A 17,436-nucleotide genomic window follows, 5' to 3' on the forward strand; every position below is an offset into this window, starting at 1 on the left:
CGGTGTAGGGGCGCGCGTCGGTACCGGCGGGGGGAGACGCGAGGATCGGATACGCCGTTCCCGCGACCACCCCGGAGCGGTCGGCGGCGCCCGTGTCGGCGAACACGGCGCCGTCGAGGTGCAGACCCCCTGTGGCGTCGGGGTCGACGTCGGCCGTGACGGTGCCGCGAGTGGGGTCGTCGGTGTCGGTCGTGAGCGTCAGCGTCCCGCCCACCCGGGGAACACGGATCGTCGCAGCCTCGGCGAGGTACTGCTCGGCGCGGTCCTGGATCGCCGCACTGTTCTCAGGACTCGCGCGGCGCATGATGTGGTCGATCGCGGCGCGCAGGGAGTCGCCCTCGTACCCCCACGAGTGCAGCGTCGTGTCGCGGTCCACGATGGCCTTCACCGCCCAGCCGACGCTCGCGGCCTGCACCGGATCATCGGTCTGCCCGTACGTGGTCACGAGATGGTTGATCGACACGAGTTGCTGGGGCGACAGCCCGGTGGTCTCGGTCTGGATGCCGTGATCGGTCGTCGGACCGGTCGCCACCGGCAGTCCGGGGTGGATGCAGTACGTGTGGACGTCGCCGACGGCCATCGAGCCGTGCCAGCCGGTGGATGACAGCGGCGCCCACGTGCCGAAACCGGTGCCCCGGTCCGCGGCGTGGGCCGGGGCGGTCAGGAGGGCCGGAGCGGTAAGTGCAGCGGCGGTGGCGATGATCAGCGCGAGTGCGGTCGAGGTCGCACGGCGGCGCCGGCGCGGAGGAGGGTGGTGCATCGGGTGTCCCTTCGGTCGAGGAGACTCGATCCTGCGACGTCGGGCCGATCCCGCGATGGCCGAAAGGGCCGATCCGTGGACGGATCGACCCTTTCGTTCGCGGGGGAGAAGCGGTCAGCGCGGCAGCAGCGTGAGCAGCGTCGCCTCCGGCCGGCACGCGAAGCGCACGGGCGCATAGATGGAATGCCCGAGTCCGGCGCTGACGTTCAACGGCACGGTGCGTGCGCCGTGGGTCCACTCGCTCAGTCCGCGTGCCTGGTCGAGCGGCAGATCGCAGTTCGACACGAGGGCCTTGCGGCTGAACGGCACCCGGACCTGACCGCCGTGGGTGTGCCCGGCCAGCAGCACGTCGGCACCCAGCTCGACGAACCGGTCGAGCGTGCGGCGGTACGGCGCGTGCATCACACCGAGCGTCACGTCGGCGGCATCCAAGGTCGAGAGCACCGGAGGGATGAGCTCGGGCTTGTCCCAGTTGCGGTGCGCGTCGTTGACCCCGAAAGCCGTGAGGCGCACGCCCTTCACCTCGAGGGACACCGCGGTGTCGTCGAGGATGTTCCAGCCGAGGTCGTCGGTGAAGAACCGGTCGAGCGCGTCGACGTCGAGATGCTTGTGCGCCGGGAGGCTGCCCGACGGCCCGAGGAAGTAGCGCAGCGGGTTGCGCGGCGACGGTTCCTGGTAGTCGTTGGAGCCGTGTACGACGAGCCCGGGAACTCCCCGGAGCGGAGCGAAGGCGGTGCGGATGCCGGTGAGCCCGTCGCGGTGACCGAGGTTGTCGCCCGTGTTCACCACGAGATCGGGCGAGAGCTCGATGAGCCGCGCCATCCACTCCTGCTTCCGGTGCTGCCACGGCGCCATGTGGGCGTCGGAGACGTGGAGCACACGCACGGCGTCCGCACCCTGGGGGAGGACGCGGAGCGCGTGGTACCGCACGGTGAACAGGTAGCGCTCGACGCCCATGCCCCACACGGCGGCCCCGACAGCGGCCGCCCCCGCGACCCCGAGGGGTGCGAGGGCGGCCTTCACGAGCGGACCCGTCACGGGCATTCCTTCGCGACGATCTCCAGCGCGATGCCGGTGTTCTTGTTGGCGGAGCTGTTGGCCGCGGGGTTCGTCCCCGTCACCTGGCCTTCGGCGGGCGCCGAGCCCTCCTTCTTGCAGGAGCCGACCGAGACGTTCCCGTAGCCGGCCGATTGCAACGCCGCCCTCGCGGCGGGGACGCTCTGTCCGGCGACGTCGGGCACGGTCCCGCCCTGGCCGTTGCCCGGACGGATCGTGATCGTCGAGCCTGCCGGGGCCGAACCGCTCGGGTTCTGCTCCGCGACGCGGTCGCCGCCGAACTCGGCGTCCACAGGGTCGCCGACCGTCACCTGGAAGCCGGCTCCCTGAAGGGTGGAGCGTGCCTCGTCGAGGCTGCGGCCGACGACGTTCGGCACGTCCTTCTGCACGGTGCGGAGAAGATTCGACGCGGGATCGGGGAACCGGTCTCCGCCGTAGAACTCGTTCGCGGCGCCCTGGATGTCGCGGGCGAGCACGTAGCGCATGTCGCTCAGCTGGAGGCCGTTGGAGTAACGGCCGAAGAGGTCCACGGTGCCGTTCCAGTTGCCCACCCACACGGCCGTGGTGGTGTTGGTCGAGGACTCAATCATCCAGGTCTCGTGACCCTCGTGCGTACCGGTCTTGCCCATCACGGGAGTGCCGTCGAACGGGTTCGCGGACTGACCGGTGCCGCCGCCGGTCATGACGCCCTGGAGCGCGTACGCGGCGGTCGCCGCGACCTCGGGGGTCAGAACCGTCTCGCACTTCCGGTCTGGGATCGGGCGCTCGGCGCCGTCGGCATCCGTCACCTTGTCGATGACCTTCGGCTGGCAGTGGCTGCCGCCGTTGGCGACCGTGGCGAAGGCTCCGGCCATCGCGATCGGAGAGACGTTGTCGCTGCCGATGACCTCGTTGGCGTTGGCCATCAGGATCTCTTTGCCGTCACCGCTGGTGACGCCGAGCTTCTTGACCACCTTGGCGATGTCGCACAGGTCGAGCTGGGCGGCCATGGCGAGGTAGCCCGTGTTGAGCGAGTCGCGGGTGAACCGCATCGGCGTCCCGTAGTAGCCCTGATTGTTGGCGAAGTTGTTGATGCGGACGTTGCCCGGGTTGATCCAGTCGCCCTGGCACGAGTTCTTCATGTTGGGCACCGGCTGCAGACGGCCGTTGAGCTGCTCGTTGAGCGAATGCCCCTTCTCGAGCCAATCGACCAGCGTGAACAGCTTGAAGGTCGATCCGGCGTTGAACCCGATCGATCCGCCGTTGGTGGAGTCTCCGGCGAAGATGATCGAGTTGTACGACGGGTCGGACTGCTCGGGATCCTGCGTGAACTTGGTGTTCTGCGCGATCGCGAGGATGCGGCCGGTCTTGGCCTCCACGTTCACCGCCGTGGCGCCGAACTTCATGCCGTCGAGGCTCTGCGGCGTGTTCTCGTTGATCGTGTTCTGCGCGGCATCCTGCATGCGCCAATCCAGCGTCGTCTGGATGGTCAGGCCGTCCTGGCGGAGGGCGCGCACGCGGTCGTCGACCTCGGCTCCGAAGGCGGGGTCGTTAAGGATCGTCGAGACGACGTACTGGCAGAAGTACGGGGCACGCGAGGTGCCGCAGCCCTGGTCGGTCGAGGTCAGGTTCGGCGTGATCGGCTCGACCGCGAACTGCACGTACTGCTCATGGGTGATCTTGCCGTCGGCCTCCATGCGGCTGAGCACGTAGAGCTGTCGGCCCTTGGTCTCGCTGTACCCGTCGGCGGCGGCGACGAGCTGTTCCTGAGTGATCTCGCCGTTGTCGCGGAGCGTGTACAGCGCCTGGATCGTGCTCTGGTCGACGTCGTCGATGGATCCGTCGGGCTGCTTGTTGTAGGCCGTGCCGTCGTTGTCGAAGATCGACCCCTCGGGGCGGTCGATGCGGAAGCGGTTCGGGTTCTGCACCATGCCGGCGAGGATTGCGGCCTGGCCGACGTTGAGGTCGGCGGCCGAGACGTTGAAGTAGCGCTTGGCCGCAGCGTCGATGCCGTAGGTCACCCCACCGAAGTTGGCGATGTTGAGGTAGCCGAGGAGGATCTGGTCCTTCGTGTACTGCTTCTCGAGCTGGACCGCGTACCGCATCTCCTGCAGCTTGCGCTGGTAGCCCTCGACGCCGTCGGCCTGGATGGCCTCGAGCGCGCACGCCTGCAACGCCTCGTCGCGCGTCTGCGCCGGAATCGCCGGGGCCGTGTCGGTGGCCTCGACGGCGTCGGTCGCGCGCGCGTCGCGCTCGCAGCGCTGGACGAGCACGTTCTTCACGTACTGCTGGCTGATCGATGATCCGCCCTGCGTCTCGCCGCCGGCGGCGTTGCTGAGAAGGGCGCGCGTGGTTCCGATGAGGTCGACGCCGCCGTGCTGGTAGTAGCGCGGGTCTTCGGACGACAGGATCGCGTCGTACATGACGGGGTTGACCTGGTCGAACGTCACCGGCGAACGGTTCTGGTCGTAGAACGTCGCGAGCACCTCGTCGCCGGCCTTGAGCGTCGTCGGCAGCATCAACTGGTCGGGCTGCAGGTAGCTCGGCATGTTGTCGAAGATCGTGATCGCGCTGGACGCTGCCAGACCCGAAACGGCGATCGCCGGGGTCACCGCTGCGGTCACGAGGACGCCGGCGGCCGCGCTCAGGCCGACGAGGCCGACGATGCCCCCGAGGGCGCCGCTGGCCGTACGTTTGTTCTCAGGCATAGGCTTGATGCTAAGCGACGTTGCTGGGCGATGCCTTGAAAGGCGTGCGCTCGCGCGCGTACGCGTCCACCCTCTCGCTCGACCGCCGAGCCGACCCGCCGGGAGCCCCGATGACCACGTGGGAATACCTCACCACGCCGCTGCTGATCCACAACACCGCCGCGATCCTCAACAACTGGGGCAAGCAGGGGTGGGAGCTCGTCCAGGTCGTCACCGGCCCCGAGGGTGGCCTCGTGGCGTACTTCAAGCGTCCCGTCGGCGGGGGCGAGGCCAACGCGGGCCTCGGTGCCGCCGCGACGGCTGCGCGCCAGTTCGAGGGCCAGCAGTGAGCGTCTCGGAGCGCCTGGCCGCGCTCGGCGTCGAGGTCCCCGGCGTCGTCCCGCCCGTGGCGTCCTACATCCCCGCAAAGCGTCACGGCGACCTCGTCTACACCTCGGGTCAGCTGCCGATGGTGCAGGGCGCGCTCCCCGCGACCGGAAAGGTGGGCGACACCGAGGGCCTGGTGTCCCCGGCGGATGCCAAGGACTTGGCGCGTCAGTCCGCCCTCAACGCCCTCGCCGCGGCGGCGGCGCTCGTGGGCGGTGTCGACGCGATCACCGGCGTTCTGAAGATCACCGGGTTCGTGGCATCCGTTCCCGAGTTCACCGGACAGCCCGGTGTGATCAACGGGGCGAGCGAGTTCCTCGGCGAGGTCTTCGGCGAGGCCGGCGCCCACGCGCGCTCCGCCGTCGGCGTGCCCGTGCTGCCGCTCGACAGCCCCGTCGAGGTCGAGGTCGTCTTTACCGTCTCCTGATCACCGCGTCGCGACGAATCACCGCGTCGCGACGCTGCCGAACAGGCGCGCGATCGGCGCGAGCACGAGCGGTCGGGCGGCGATCCATGCTGCCGCGATCACCGCGAGGGATGTCGCGAAGAGCGCGACCCCGAGCCACCCGTCGCCCTCCTGGGCCGCGTACATGTGGGTGAGGTTCCGTCGCGCGCCCGTGGCGAGCACGAGTCCCACGTGGACGATGGTGAACGCGACGAAAAACAGCATCACCGGGTAGTGAACGGCGCGCGCCCACTCGAGGGGGTAGGCGCGGTTCAGACGGGCGGCGTCGCGCGGCCAGACGCCCGACATCCGGACGCCGGACACGATCGCCAGCGGCGCCGCGACGAAGGTGATCGCGAAATACGCGAGTTGCTGCAGCGCGTTGTAGTTGAGCCACCCGTTCTCGGTCGGCCAGTCGAGCGACACGTACTGCAGGGCGGCGCTCACCGCGTTCGGGAACACCTCCCATGAGGTCGGGACGATCCGCATCCACTGCCCCGTGAGGAACAGCAGCACCACGAAGATCACACCGTTGGCGATCCAGAGCACGTCGAGCGCCTGGTGGAACCACAGGGTGAGGCTGATCTTGCGCTTCGGATCCCGGCGCGGCGACCAGAAGGCCGAGGGGCGTTTCTGGTGCCGCACCTGCAGCCCGGAGCGCACGATCAGCACGAGGAAGAACGCGTTGAGGAAGTGCTGCCACCCCAGCCACGCCGGCAGGCCGACCGGCGCGGTCTCGGGGAGCGGGTACTCGCCGGGGTAGGCGGTGAGGAACTCCGCGACCGCCGGGGTGCTCACGAGCCAGCGCGTGAACAGCACCGTCATGCCGGCGGCGACGGCGACGGCCGCTCCGCCGACGAGCGCGACGGCGGTGCGCTGGCTCGAGGCGTCTGCCTCCGGCTCTGGCCTGCGCTCGCGTCCGATCCGTTCTGCGCGCAAGGCGCTCCACCGTGCTGCTGCCGCGGTCGGGACGACCGACGTGCGCACGCGCAGGGGTGGGCGCGGGCCGATGGCAGCCGGGAGCTCGACCTCGAGCAGACCGGATGCCGCGGGCTCGACGCCGCGGGCGCCGGATACCGCGGACTCGCGATCCGTCGGCCGGATCGCGGCGGGCGGCCAGGGCTCGCCGCCGGGGGCGCGGGGAAGGCCGCGCCGGAGGGCGAGTCCGGCGGTGCTGGCGGCGCCCACCGCCGCCGGCACCGTGACCTCGGGGACGGTCGCTTCCGGAGGATCGACCCGCGGAACGGGGGCCGCGGCCGGCTCGGGCGCCGTCGCGGCGGCGGCAGCCCTCGGTGCCCCGTCCTCCGCCGCGGGCCAGGGCTCGCCGCCGGGCACGCGTGGCAGGCCGCGGCGCACGGTGGCGGTCACGATCTCTTCGCCTCGAGCGCGGCGAGGGCTTGCGGGACCACCGTGAACACGTCGCCCACGATGCCGAGGTCGGCGATGGCGAAGATCGGCGCTTCGGGGTCCTTGTTGACGGCGATGATCGTCTGCGCGGTCTGCATTCCCGCGCGGTGCTGGATCGCCCCGCTGATGCCGAGAGCGACATACAGGCGTGGCGACACCGACACCCCGGTCTGCCCGACCTGCGCCGCGGCGGGGACGTACCCGGCATCCACCGCCGCACGGGAGGCGCCGACGGCGGCCCCGAGGGCATCGGCGAGGTGCTCGACGAGGGCGAAGCCCTCCACCGAACCCAGGCCGCGCCCGCCCGAGACGACGGCGGCGGCGCCGCGCAACTCGGGGCGGGTCGAGGACGCGACGAGAGGCTCGACGTGGTCGACCGTCGCGGCGGGGACGTCCGACGGCAGAACCTCGAGGGTCTCGACGGCCGCACCGTCAACCCCGGTGGCGCGGGCGTCGATCGCGCCCGGACGCACCGTGACGACGAGCGGTCCGAACGTGGAGGCCGAGGTCACGTCGTACCCGCCGCCATACGCCGAGTGCCGCGCGAGCACGCCGAGGTCGTCGCGCTCCACGCCCACGGCATCCACGGCCACCGGGAGACGGCGTCGCGCGGCGAAGCGTCCGGCGGCGTCGCGGCCGTCGACCGAATGCGAGAGGAGCACGGCCGCGGGGGACACCCGTGCGAACGCGGCATCGAGGGCGTCGACGACCGGCACGGTCAGCCGGGTGCGGTCCGGGCGGGCGAGGAGCACGCGCTCGGCTCCCGCGGCGATCGCCTCGCCGGACGCGACACCGTCGTCGTCCCCGACGACCAATGCGACGGCGGTGCCGATCGCGCGGGCGGCGCCGAGGAGACCTGCGGCCGATGTCGTCAGGCTCCCCGACGGGGTCGTCTCGAGCAGAACCAGGATGTTCTCGGTCACGATCGCCCCCTCACGCCAGTCGGTTCTCGAGCAGGAACGCCGCAAGTCTCTCGCCGGCGTCGCCCTCGTCGACGATCGTGGTCCCGGCCGCACGGGCAGGGCGTGCCGCAACTGCCGTCATGATCGACCACGGAGTCCGGGCGGGGTCGGCATCCATCCCCAGGTCTGCGAGCGAGAGCGTCTCGAACGGCTTCTTCTTGGCCGCCAGGATGCCCTTGAACGTGGGGAAGCGGCCGTCGGGGAGCGCCTCGGTGATCGAGATGACGGCGGGGAGGGGCGCCGACACCCGCGCGGTGGCCGTTTCGGTCGTGCGCGTCCCCGACACGGCGGCATCCTCGATCTCGACGGCCGACAGCGATGTCGCGTGCGGCACGCGCAGATGCTCCGCGAGCATCGCGGGGAGGACTCCACCCGCCCCGTCCGTGGAGAGGTTGCCCGCGATGACGAGGTCGAAGCCCATGCGCGTGACCGTGGCCGCGAGCACCTCGGCGGTGAGTGACACGTCGGCTCCCCGCAGGGCGTCGTCGACGACGTGCACCGCGGAATGCGCCCCCATCGCGAGGGCCTTGCGCAGCGTCGCCGTCGCGGACTCCGGTGCCATCGTGACCGCGACGACCTCGGCATCCGGATGCCCGTCGGCGAAGGCCAGCGCGACCTCGAGGGCGCGTTCGCCGATCTCGTCGAGCACGTGCGCGCTCGTGTCACGCCGTGCCAGCCCCGTCACGAGGTCGAGTGTGCGCTCGCCCCACGTGTCGGGCACGTCTTTCACCAGGACCACGATCTTCATCGATCTCTCCTCGTCCGATCCCGCCGCGTCGCGGGATCTGCGTCACGGCCCCGGGTGCGGGGCCTCCTCGCGCGCCCCGGGTCGGGGCGGAGAGGTCACTGCGCCTCTTCGTCGCGGACGGCTGCCTCCCGCTCCGATTCGGTCGCCACGTAGCCCTCGATGTGCCGCTCGTCGACGCCGTTGTACGCCGACAGCGGCCGGATGAGGGCATTGGATGCCGTTTGCTCCATGACGTGCGCCGTCCACCCGGTGACCCGCGCGGCGACGAACAGCGGCGTGAAGGTGAGGGTGTCGAACCCGATGAGGTGGTAGGCCGGTCCCGAGGGGTAGTCGAGGTTGGGGTAGATGCCCTTGCGCCCGACGAACTTGCTCTCGAGCGCGTCGTACAGCTCAGCCAGGTCTCGGGCGTCGTAGTGGTCGACGAGCGTGTCGAGCGCGGCCTTCATGGTCGGGACGCGCGAGTCGCCCTTCTTGTACACGCGGTGCCCGAAGCCCATGATCTTGCGCTTCGCCGCGAGCGCGTCGTCCAGCCAGGGCCCGACGTTCTCGGCCGTGCCGATCTCGTCGAACACGTGCATCACGGCCTCGTTGGCACCGCCGTGGAGGGCGCCCTTGAGCGCACCGATGGCGCCGACGACGGCCGAGTACAGGTCGGCGGTGGTCGAGGTGATGACGCGCGCCGTGAAGGTCGACGCGTTGAACGAGTGCTCGGCGTACAGGATCATCGAGACCGTGAACGCCCGGGCGACCACCTCGTCGGGCTCCTCGCCGAACGTCATCCACAAGAAGTTGCGCGAGTAGTCCAGGTCGGAGCGGGGCTCCACGAGCTCCTGCCCGCGGCGGCGACGCTGGTCGTAGGCCACCATCGCGGGAATCTGGGCGAACAGCAGCTTGGCCTTGGCGAGGTCGGATGCCGCGGAGTTGTCGGCCACCTCGGCCGCCGGTGCCGACGCGCCGAGCACCGAGACGGCGGTGCGGACGACATCCATCGGGTGGGAGTCCAGCGGCAGCAGGTCGATCGCGGTCCGCACGGCCGGATCGAGCGCGCGGTGCGCGCGCTCGAACTCCGCGAAGGCGCGGGATTCGTCGGCCGTGGGTAGATCGCCGGTCCACAGCAGCAGGGCGACGTCTTCGAACGACTGGGTCGCAGCGAGCTCCTGCACGGGGTAGCCGCGGTAGAGCAGGCTGTTGGTGTCGGGGTTGACCTTGCTGACGGCGGTGGAGTCCACCGTCACCCCGGCCAGGCCCTTCTTGATCTCGACGTCGGTCATGCTCACTCCTTCGTGACGGTGAAATCGAACACGTTCGCGTCGAACCGCGAATACTGCTCGTAATCGATGAGGTCGTACAGGTCGGCGCGGTGCTGCATCTCGCCGAGTTTCTCGCGCAAGTGCCCTTCGGATGCCAGGGCATCGAGGCCGCGTCCGGCGGCCCCCATCGCGAGGCGCAGCAGCGACACCGGCCAGATGACCATGTTCACCCCGACGTCGCGCAGCTGATCGGTGGAGAAGAGGTCGGACTTCCCGAACTCGGTCATGTTGGCCAGGATCGGCACGTCGATCGCGGCGCGCATCGCGGCGAACTCGCCGAGGTCGCGCATCGCCTCGGGGAAGATCGCGTCGGCGCCGGCGTCGACGAGGGCCTTCGCGCGGTCGATCGCGGCATCCAGGCCCTCGACCGCCCGCACGTCGGTGCGGGCCATGAGGAGGAAGTCGGGGTCGCGCCGGGCGTCGACGGCGGCGCGGATGCGTTTGATCGCGGTGTCGGCGTCCACGACGCTCTTGCCGTCGAGATGGCCGCAGCGCTTCGGGTTGACCTGGTCCTCGATGTGGGTGCCCGCGAGCCCGGCGTCTTCGAGCGTCTGGATCGTGCGGGCGACGTTCATCGGTTCACCGAAGCCGGTGTCGGCGTCGATGATCGCCGGGAGCTCCGTCATCCGCGCGATCTGCTGACCGCGCCCGGCGACCTCCGTCAGCGTCGTGAGGCCGATGTCGGGCAGGCCGAGGTCGGCCGAGATCACCGCGCCCGAGATGTAGACGCCGTCGAAGCCCTTCCGCTCGATGAGCCGTGCCGACAGCGGGTTGAACGCTCCCGGCATCCGCACGAGCTCTCCGGATGCCAGCTTCTCGCGCAGCGCGCGACGCTTCTGCGCCGGGGTGGCCTGGGAGTGCAGCATCAGTTGCCTCCCGTGGGGCGTGCGAAACTCCTGAAGAACGGCGCCGTGCTGGGTCGAGCACCGCGGAAACGCGCGGACGCCGCGCCGCCGAGTGCAGGAATGTCAGGAGTTATGCACGTCGCGGGTCCGGACCGGCGCATCAGAACAGGCCCTTCGGGGCCGGCGCGAGTGCCAGGACGCCCGGCTTCGCGACGATCGAGAGCTGCAGCACCTCGTCGGGGGTGAGCTCGGGCAGGCGCTGAGCGAGGTCGAGGAAGCGCTCGATCTCTTCGGGGGTGAGCACCGGCTCGGCCAGCAGCCGGAACTTGCGCACGTAGTCCTCGCGGACGAAGGGACGGGCGCCGAGCGGGTGGGCGTCGGCGACGGCGATCTCGTCCTCGACCACCGTGCCGTCGGTGAGGGTAATGACCACGCGGCCACCGAAGGCCTTCTCGTTCGGATCCTCGGAGTGGTAGCGGCGCGTCCACTCGGCATCCTCGGCCGTCGTGATCTTGTGCCACAGGGCGACGGTGTCCTCGCGGCCCGCACGCTCGGGGGTGTACGAGTCGACGTGGTGCCACGCGCCGTCCTGCAGGGCGACGGCGAAGATGTAGGGGATCGAGTGGTCGAGCGTCTCGCGTGAGGCGGTGGGGTCGTACTTCTGCGGGTCGCCCGAGCCCGAACCGATCACGTAGTGCGTGTGATGGCTGGTGTGCAGGACGATGGATGCCACGTGCGCGGGGTCGCGAAGCTCCGGACGCGCCGTACCGAGGCGTCGGGCGAGGTCGATCCAGGCCTGCGCCTGGTACTCGGCCGAGTGCTCCTTGGTGTAGCTGTCGAGGATGGCGCGTTTGGACTCGCCGTCGGCGGGCAGCGGCACGTCGTAGGTGGCATCCGGTCCGCCCAGCATCCAGGCGATCACCCCGTCTTCGCCCTCGTAGATGGGGGAGGGGCTGGTCTCGCCGCGCATCGCACGGTCGACGGCCTCGACCGCCATCTTCCCGGCGAAGGCCGGGGCGTGGGCCTTCCACGTCGAGATCTCGCCCTTGCGGGACTGACGCGTGGCGGTGGTGGTGTGCAGGGCCTGCCCGATGGCCTGGGAGATCGTCTCCTGATCGAGGTCGAGCAGGGTGCCGATGCCCGCGGCGGCGGAGGGGCCGAGGTGGGCGACGTGGTCGATCTTGTGCGTGTGCAGCGAGATCGCCCGCACGAGGTCGATCTGCACCTCATACGCCGTCGCCAGGGCCCGGACCACGGCGGCGCCGTCGCGGCCGGCGTGCTGGGCGACGGCGAGCACGGGCGGGATGTTGTCTCCGGGGTGCGAGTAGTCGGCGGCGAGGAAGGTGTCGTGATAGTCCAGCTCGCGCACGGCGACGCCGTTCGCCCACGCCGCCCACTCGGGGCTCGAGCGGCGCTCCAGCGTGCAGCCGAAGACGGTGGATCCGACGCCGCCGATCGAGACGGCGTGGTCGAGGGCCTGCTGCCGGGCGGCGCTCACGGGGCGACGGGTGAGTGAGGCGGCGGCGACGGCGGCGTTGTCGATGACGCGGTTGATGATCATGTCGACCACGTCGTCGCCGACGCCCACGGGGTCGACCGCGATGCGCGCGAGAGCCCACGCCAGCTGCCCCTCGCGGGCGAGGTTCTCATCGCTGCGGTGGACACGGAGGTGGTGGGTGATCGTCATGCGGGGACCTTTCGGGCGGGGGCGGCGTCGTCGAGGGACTCGAGGATGCTCGTGAGGGCGTTGTGCAGGTGGACGTGGGTCGCGTGGGCGGCGAGGTCGGCGTCGCCGGCGGCGATCGCCGCGGCGATGAGCCGGTGCTCCGACACCGAGGCGGCCAGCCGTTCGGGCTGGTAGCGGGCGAGACGGCGGACGCGCACGAGGTGGGTGCGGACGGTGCGGAGCGCCGAGGTGAGGTACTCGTTCGCGGCGGCCTCGTCGAGCGCGGCGTCGAAGCCGGCGATGAGGCCGTAGTAGGCGTCGCGCGCGGCTTCGCCGTCGAGGCGGGCCTCGTCGAACGCCTCGACCAGCGCGGCGAACCGCGGGGCGTCCGGCGAGGTCGCGGCCAGTCGTGCCGCGGTCTCTTCGAGGGCGCGCCGCACGACGAAGAGGGCGCGGATGTCGTCACGGTCGACGTCGGTCACGACCGTCACGCGCGGTGAGGCCTGGGCGACGAGTCCGTCGGCGATGAGGCGGGCGAGGGCGGTGCGCAGGGGAGTGCGACTCACGCCGAGGCGGGCCGACTGCTCGACCTCGCCGAGGACGGTGCCGGGAGCGAGGGCTCCGGTCTGGATCTCTTCGAGGAGCGCGGAGTAGGCGCGGTCACTCGCACGCATGGCATCCCTCCTCCCCGTCGATCTCCTCAGTGTATACACAAGGCAGTTCCCCCGACCCTGATCGGCTCCCGTTTGCGTCGGCCGTATACATAGAGCGAGGGGTGTGGATGCCAGAGCTGCGGCATCCACACCCCTCGGGGGCGATCTACTTCACCTGGGCGCTGATCACGCTCATGACCGCCGTGTCGGCGAGCGTCGTCGTGTCGCCGACCTCGCGGCCCTCGGCAACGTCGCGCAGGAGGCGGCGCATGATCTTGCCCGACCGCGTCTTGGGCAGTTCGCCCACGATGTAGACGTCGCGGGGGCGGGCGATCGGGCCGATCTGCTCGCCGACCCATTTGCGCAACTCGTCGCCGAGGCCGTCGACGCCGTTCTTCTTCAGGTAGCGGCTCTTGATGATGACGAACGCGACGACGGCCTGGCCGGTGGTCTCGTCGGAGGCTCCGACGACGGCGGCCTCGGCAACGCCCTCGTGTCCGACGAGCGCGGACTCGATCTCGGCGGTCGAGAGGCGGTGGCCCGAGACGTTCATGACGTCGTCGACGCGACCCAGCAGCCACACGTCGCCGTCGTCGTCGAGGCGGGCACCGTCGCCGGCGAAGTAGTAGCCCTTGTCGGCGAACTTCTGCCAGTAGGTCTCGATGTAGCGGTCGGGGTCGCCCCAGATTCCCCGCAGCATCGACGGCCACGGCTCGGTGATGACGAGCAGTCCGCCGTTGCCGTGGCCGACGTGCTCTCCGGCGTCGTCGACGACATCGATCGAGATGCCGGGGAGGGGTACCTGCGCTGATCCGGGCTTGGTCTCGGTGACGCCGGGCAGGGCCGAGATCATGATCCCGCCCGTCTCGGTCTGCCACCACGTGTCGACGATGGGGGCGCGGTCCCCGCCGATGATGTCGCGGTACCAGACCCACGCTTCGGGGTTGATGGGTTCGCCGACCGATCCGAGCAGCCGCAGCGACGACAGGTCGAAGCTCTGCGGAACGTCCCGGCCGATCTTCATGAACGAGCGGATCGCGGTGGGCGCGGTGTAGAACACCGTGACGCCGTGGTCCTGGATGAGCTCCCACCAGCGACCTGGGTGCGGGGTGTCGGGCGTTCCCTCGAAAAGCAACTGCGTCGCGCCGTTCGCCAGCGGGCCATACGTGACGTAGGTGTGGCCGGTGATCCAGCCGATGTCGGCGGTGCACCAGTACACGTCGGTCTCGGGGTGGACGTCGTGGACGACCCGGTTGGTGAACGCCGCCTGCGTGAGGTAGCCGCCCGAGGTGTGCAGGATGCCCTTCGGCTTCCCCGTCGTGCCCGAGGTGTAGAGGATGAACAGCGGGTTCTCGGCCGGGAACGCCTCGGCCTCGTGCTCACCCGAGGCCTGCGGCACCACGTCGTGGTACCAGACGTCACGATCGTCCGTCCACTCGACATCGTTCTCTCCGCGCTTGACCACGAGCACGTGCTCGACGGTCTCCTGGATGCCGGACCCGTTGCGGTCCGCCAGGGCTTGGTCGACCGCGGGCTTGAGGGGAGAGACCTTGCCCTTGCGCCACCCGCCGTCGGCGGTGATGACGAGCTTGGCGCCGGCGTCGTCGATGCGGGAGCGCAGGCTGTCGGCCGAGAATCCGCCGAACACGACGGAGTGCACGGCGCCGATGCGGGCGACGGCGAGCATCGAGGCGATCGCCTCGGGGATCATCGGTAGGTAGATCGCGACGCGGTCGCCGCGCTCGATGCCGAGGTCTTGCAGCACGTTGGCGAGGCGCTTCACCTCGTCGGTGAGCTCGGCGTACGTGACGTTGCGCTGGTCGCCGGGCTCGCCCTCCCAGCGCAGGGCGATGCGGTCGCCGTTTCCGGCCTCGACATGGCGGTCGAGGCAGTTGTAGGTGACGTTCAGCTCGCCGTCGGCGAACCACTCGGCGAACGGCGGGTTCGACCAGTCGAGCACCCGGGTGAAGGGCGTGTGCCAGTGCAGTTCGCGGGCTTGATCGGCCCAGAACCCCTCGCGATCGGCGGCCGCACGCTCGTACAGACTCGCGTCTGCGACGGCGTTCGCGGCGAACTCCGCCGACGGGGCGAAACGGCGGGTCTCGTTGAGGAGATGATCGATCTGGCTGCTCATCTGGCGCTCCTTCGCGGTCGAGGCACGGCGCGTCCTCGCGCCACGGTCACGCTATCCGTGCCGGCGAGGCCCGGCCACCTCCGATAGTTGGGATCCGCCTTGAGCGAAACACCTGATATATCGCTCGCCTATCGAGCGATTCGAGTTGGTGTGGGGTCTTTCGGGTCGTACGCTAGTTTCCGCTTGGACTTCGTTCCGGCAGCGCGTCGGGGGGAGCCCCCCAATTTTTCCCCGGCGCGTGGCGGCATCCCTCGCCCCCCATTGACGGGATGCCGCCTCTTCTTTTCTCCGGCGGTGGCTTTCCGGCTTTGCCCGGGACGCGGTCGATGTCGATCGCTCCTTCTCCCCAGGGCCTCGATCTGCGGGACGGTCCACGGATTCGCGTTTCGGCCCCGCGCCGCAGCCGGCGACTTTCGTACCGTCGTCGACGTGACCTCCCCCCGTCTGTTCTCTTTGCCGACATCCCCGACGCCGCGGCATGCGGTGCCCGCCGCGATTCCTTTCGCGTCGGCGGACCCCGCGCTCGCCTTCCTTCGCCCCTTTCTCGACGATCCCGACGTCACCGATCTGTTCGTCAACGGCGAGGACGGGCTCTTCGTCGACCGTGGCGAAGGCGCGGAGCGTGTGGTGGGCTGGCGCGCCGGCGAGGGCGAGGTACGGCGCCTCGCTGTGCGGCTCATCGCGCTCGGTGGTCGCCACCTCGACGACGCCTCACCGTGCGTGGACGTTCGGCTGGAACGGGGTGTGCGGGTGCACGCTGCGCTCGCGCCGATCGCCGCACGCGGGACCGCCATCTCGATCCGCGTGCCGCGGTGGGACGCGCCCGACCTCGATGAACTGCAGCGTGCGGGGATGTTCCCGGGCTCGATCCGCCGTCGACTGGACGAACTCGTCGATGCGCGGTCGAACCTGCTCCTCACGGGCGCGACGGGCTCGGGCAAGACAACCCTTCTCTCTGCGCTGCTCTCGCGCGTTCCTCCCTCGCAACGCATCGTCACGATCGAAGAGGTGGCCGAGCTGCGCCCACGGCACCCCCACCACGTCGCTCTCGAGGCGCGACAAGCCAATCTCGAGGGTGCCGGCGGAATCGATCTGGGGCGTCTCGTGCGCGAAGCCCTGCGCATGCGACCGGATCGGCTCGTGCTGGGGGAGTGCCGGGGGCCCGAGATCCGCGAACTCCTCCTCGCACTGAACACCGGCCACGACGGTGGGGCCGGAACCCTGCACGCGCGCGGGCTCGCCGAGGTTCCGGCCCGTCTGGAGGCGTTGGGGGCGTTGGCCGGGATGGACGCCACGACCCTTGCGCGCCAGGCGGTGAGCGCGCTCCACGCCATCGTGCACGTCGAGCGCATCCCTGGCCGCCGCCAGGTCGCCGGGATCGGTCGCCCGATCCTGCGTGGCGACCGGCTCGCGATCGACGTGGAGCAGCTCCCATGAGGGCGGGACCCCGTTCCACCGCCGACGCCGAAGTGATCGAGACCTCCATGAGACTCGCCGTCCTCCTCTCCGCGGGTGTCACCGCCGGAGTCGCGTGGCGGCACGTCGCCCGAGACGGAGAGCCGCTGCTCACTCGAGCGGCGCTCGCGGCCGAGACCGGCGGTGACGTGGCCGCCGTTCTGCACGCGGGTGGGGCGGCGTGGCCCGAGATCGCGGCGGTATGGGCAGTCGCGGTGGAGGTGGGCGCACCGCTCGCCGACACACTCCGCTCCGCGGTCGCTGCTCTGCGGGATGCGAGCGAGGTGAAGGCCGAAATACGTGTCGCCCTCGCCGAACCCGCCGCCACGGCCCGGCTCCTCACCTGGCTTCCGCTCCTGGGGCTGCCGCTCGGATATGCCCTCGGCCTGGATCCGCTCCGCGTGCTGCGCGAGCCAGTGGGCGGATTCTGCGTGGTCGCGGGACTCGTGCTCGTCGGCCTGTCGCACGTGTGGGCCGGGCGGCTCGCCCGCCGCGCCGCGCCACCCGAGGCGATCCCGGGATGGGATGCCGAGCTCCTCGCCGTCGCGTTGTCCTCCGGCGCGTCGATCGAGCGCGCGCGTGCGCTCGTGGCAGCGGGGAGCCGTGAGCGCGATGCCGGCTCGGAGGCCGCGATCGACGCGGTTTTCGACCTCTCCGTCCGCGCGGGAGCCCCCGCCGTCGAACTGCTCCGCGGCGAGGCGTGGCTCGCGCGGCAGCGGGCCCGTACTCGAGGGCGCGAGAGCGCGGCGCGGCTGTCAACACGCCTGCTCGTGCCGCTCGGCGTGTGCACACTCCCTGCCTTCGTCCTCCTTGCCGTCGTTCCCGCCGTCCTCGGCATCGTCCGGACCACCACCGTGCCGTTCTGACCGGACGCGCCTTTCCCGACCCGTGCCCACCGCCCTCGCCCCCCCACAGAGAAAGAGGTATTGATGTTCACCCTCC

General features: G+C 70.6%; 15 protein-coding genes. 4 read left to right on the plus strand and 11 right to left on the minus strand.

Annotation, left to right across the window (positions count from 1 at the left end):
• The 3 genes from LQV45_RS06410 to LQV45_RS06420 all read right to left on the minus strand — a co-directional run.
• Positions 1 to 760 (minus strand): hypothetical protein (locus LQV45_RS06410; RefSeq protein WP_230006274.1); only part of this gene is annotated, 760 nt, incomplete at its 3' end.
• A 114-nt stretch (positions 761 to 874) separates the two neighbouring features.
• Positions 875 to 1,798 (minus strand): metallophosphoesterase, encoded by a 924-nt coding sequence (locus tag LQV45_RS06415; RefSeq protein WP_230006275.1) that lies wholly within the window; start codon positions 1,796 to 1,798, stop codon positions 875 to 877.
• Positions 1,795 to 4,503, minus strand: coding sequence for a transglycosylase domain-containing protein (locus LQV45_RS06420; protein WP_230006276.1), 2,709 nt, complete (start codon positions 4,501 to 4,503; stop codon positions 1,795 to 1,797). Before LQV45_RS06420 ends, LQV45_RS06415 begins: the two co-directional genes overlap by 4 nt.
• A 110-nt stretch (positions 4,504 to 4,613) precedes the next feature.
• On the opposite strand from LQV45_RS06420, the gene LQV45_RS06425 reads away from it, so the two are divergent.
• Positions 4,614 to 4,832, plus strand: a complete 219-nt coding sequence (locus LQV45_RS06425) for a hypothetical protein (RefSeq protein ID WP_026095616.1) — start codon at positions 4,614 to 4,616, stop codon at positions 4,830 to 4,832.
• Complete coding sequence (locus tag LQV45_RS06430) at positions 4,829 to 5,296, plus strand: RidA family protein (RefSeq protein ID WP_230006277.1); 468 nt, start codon at positions 4,829 to 4,831, stop codon at positions 5,294 to 5,296. Before LQV45_RS06425 ends, LQV45_RS06430 begins: the two co-directional genes overlap by 4 nt.
• 18 nt (positions 5,297 to 5,314) lie before the next feature.
• Here LQV45_RS06430 and LQV45_RS06435 read toward each other — a convergent pair whose 3' ends face one another.
• From LQV45_RS06435 to acs, 8 genes are all read right to left on the minus strand, one after another.
• Positions 5,315 to 6,682 carry a cytochrome b/b6 domain-containing protein gene (locus LQV45_RS06435; RefSeq protein WP_230006278.1) on the minus strand — a complete coding sequence of 456 codons (1,368 nt, stop codon included), beginning with the start codon at positions 6,680 to 6,682 and terminating at the stop codon, positions 5,315 to 5,317.
• Positions 6,679 to 7,644 carry an electron transfer flavoprotein subunit alpha/FixB family protein gene (locus tag LQV45_RS06440; RefSeq protein ID WP_374208153.1) on the minus strand — a complete coding sequence of 322 codons (966 nt, stop codon included), beginning with the start codon at positions 7,642 to 7,644 and terminating at the stop codon, positions 6,679 to 6,681. The genes LQV45_RS06435 and LQV45_RS06440 overlap by 4 nt, the downstream gene beginning before the upstream one ends.
• Positions 7,645 to 7,654: 10 nt before the next feature.
• A complete protein-coding gene (locus LQV45_RS06445) occupies positions 7,655 to 8,431 on the minus strand; it encodes an electron transfer flavoprotein subunit beta/FixA family protein (protein WP_230006279.1) in 777 nt (258 codons plus the stop codon).
• A 95-nt stretch (positions 8,432 to 8,526) separates the two neighbouring features.
• Complete coding sequence (locus LQV45_RS06450) at positions 8,527 to 9,702, minus strand: bifunctional 2-methylcitrate synthase/citrate synthase (protein ID WP_230006280.1); 1,176 nt, start codon at positions 9,700 to 9,702, stop codon at positions 8,527 to 8,529.
• Positions 9,703 to 9,704: 2 nt separating this feature from the next.
• Positions 9,705 to 10,607, minus strand: a complete 903-nt coding sequence (gene prpB / locus LQV45_RS06455) for a methylisocitrate lyase (RefSeq protein ID WP_230006281.1) — start codon at positions 10,605 to 10,607, stop codon at positions 9,705 to 9,707.
• A 139-nt stretch (positions 10,608 to 10,746) separates the two neighbouring features.
• Positions 10,747 to 12,273, minus strand: a complete 1,527-nt coding sequence (locus LQV45_RS06460; RefSeq protein WP_230006282.1) for an MmgE/PrpD family protein — start codon at positions 12,271 to 12,273, stop codon at positions 10,747 to 10,749.
• Positions 12,270 to 12,926, minus strand: a complete 657-nt coding sequence (locus LQV45_RS06465) for a GntR family transcriptional regulator (protein WP_230006283.1) — start codon at positions 12,924 to 12,926, stop codon at positions 12,270 to 12,272. Before LQV45_RS06465 ends, LQV45_RS06460 begins: the two co-directional genes overlap by 4 nt.
• 145 nt (positions 12,927 to 13,071) lie before the next feature.
• The gene (acs, locus tag LQV45_RS06470) at positions 13,072 to 15,039 is read right to left on the minus strand and encodes an acetate--CoA ligase (RefSeq protein WP_230006284.1); all 1,968 of its coding nucleotides are present in this window, start codon (positions 15,037 to 15,039) and stop codon (positions 13,072 to 13,074) included.
• 429 nt (positions 15,040 to 15,468) lie between these two features.
• Between acs and LQV45_RS06475 the strand changes: the two genes are divergently transcribed.
• Positions 15,469 to 16,476, plus strand: a complete 1,008-nt coding sequence (locus tag LQV45_RS06475) for a TadA family conjugal transfer-associated ATPase (protein WP_374208154.1) — start codon at positions 15,469 to 15,471, stop codon at positions 16,474 to 16,476.
• Entirely contained in the window at positions 16,473 to 17,360 is an 888-nt protein-coding gene (locus LQV45_RS06480) for a type II secretion system F family protein (protein WP_230006285.1), read from the plus strand. Before LQV45_RS06475 ends, LQV45_RS06480 begins: the two co-directional genes overlap by 4 nt.
• Positions 17,361 to 17,436 lie beyond the last annotated feature (76 nt).

The sequence above is a fragment of the Microbacterium sp. Bi128 genome (assembly GCF_918698205.1).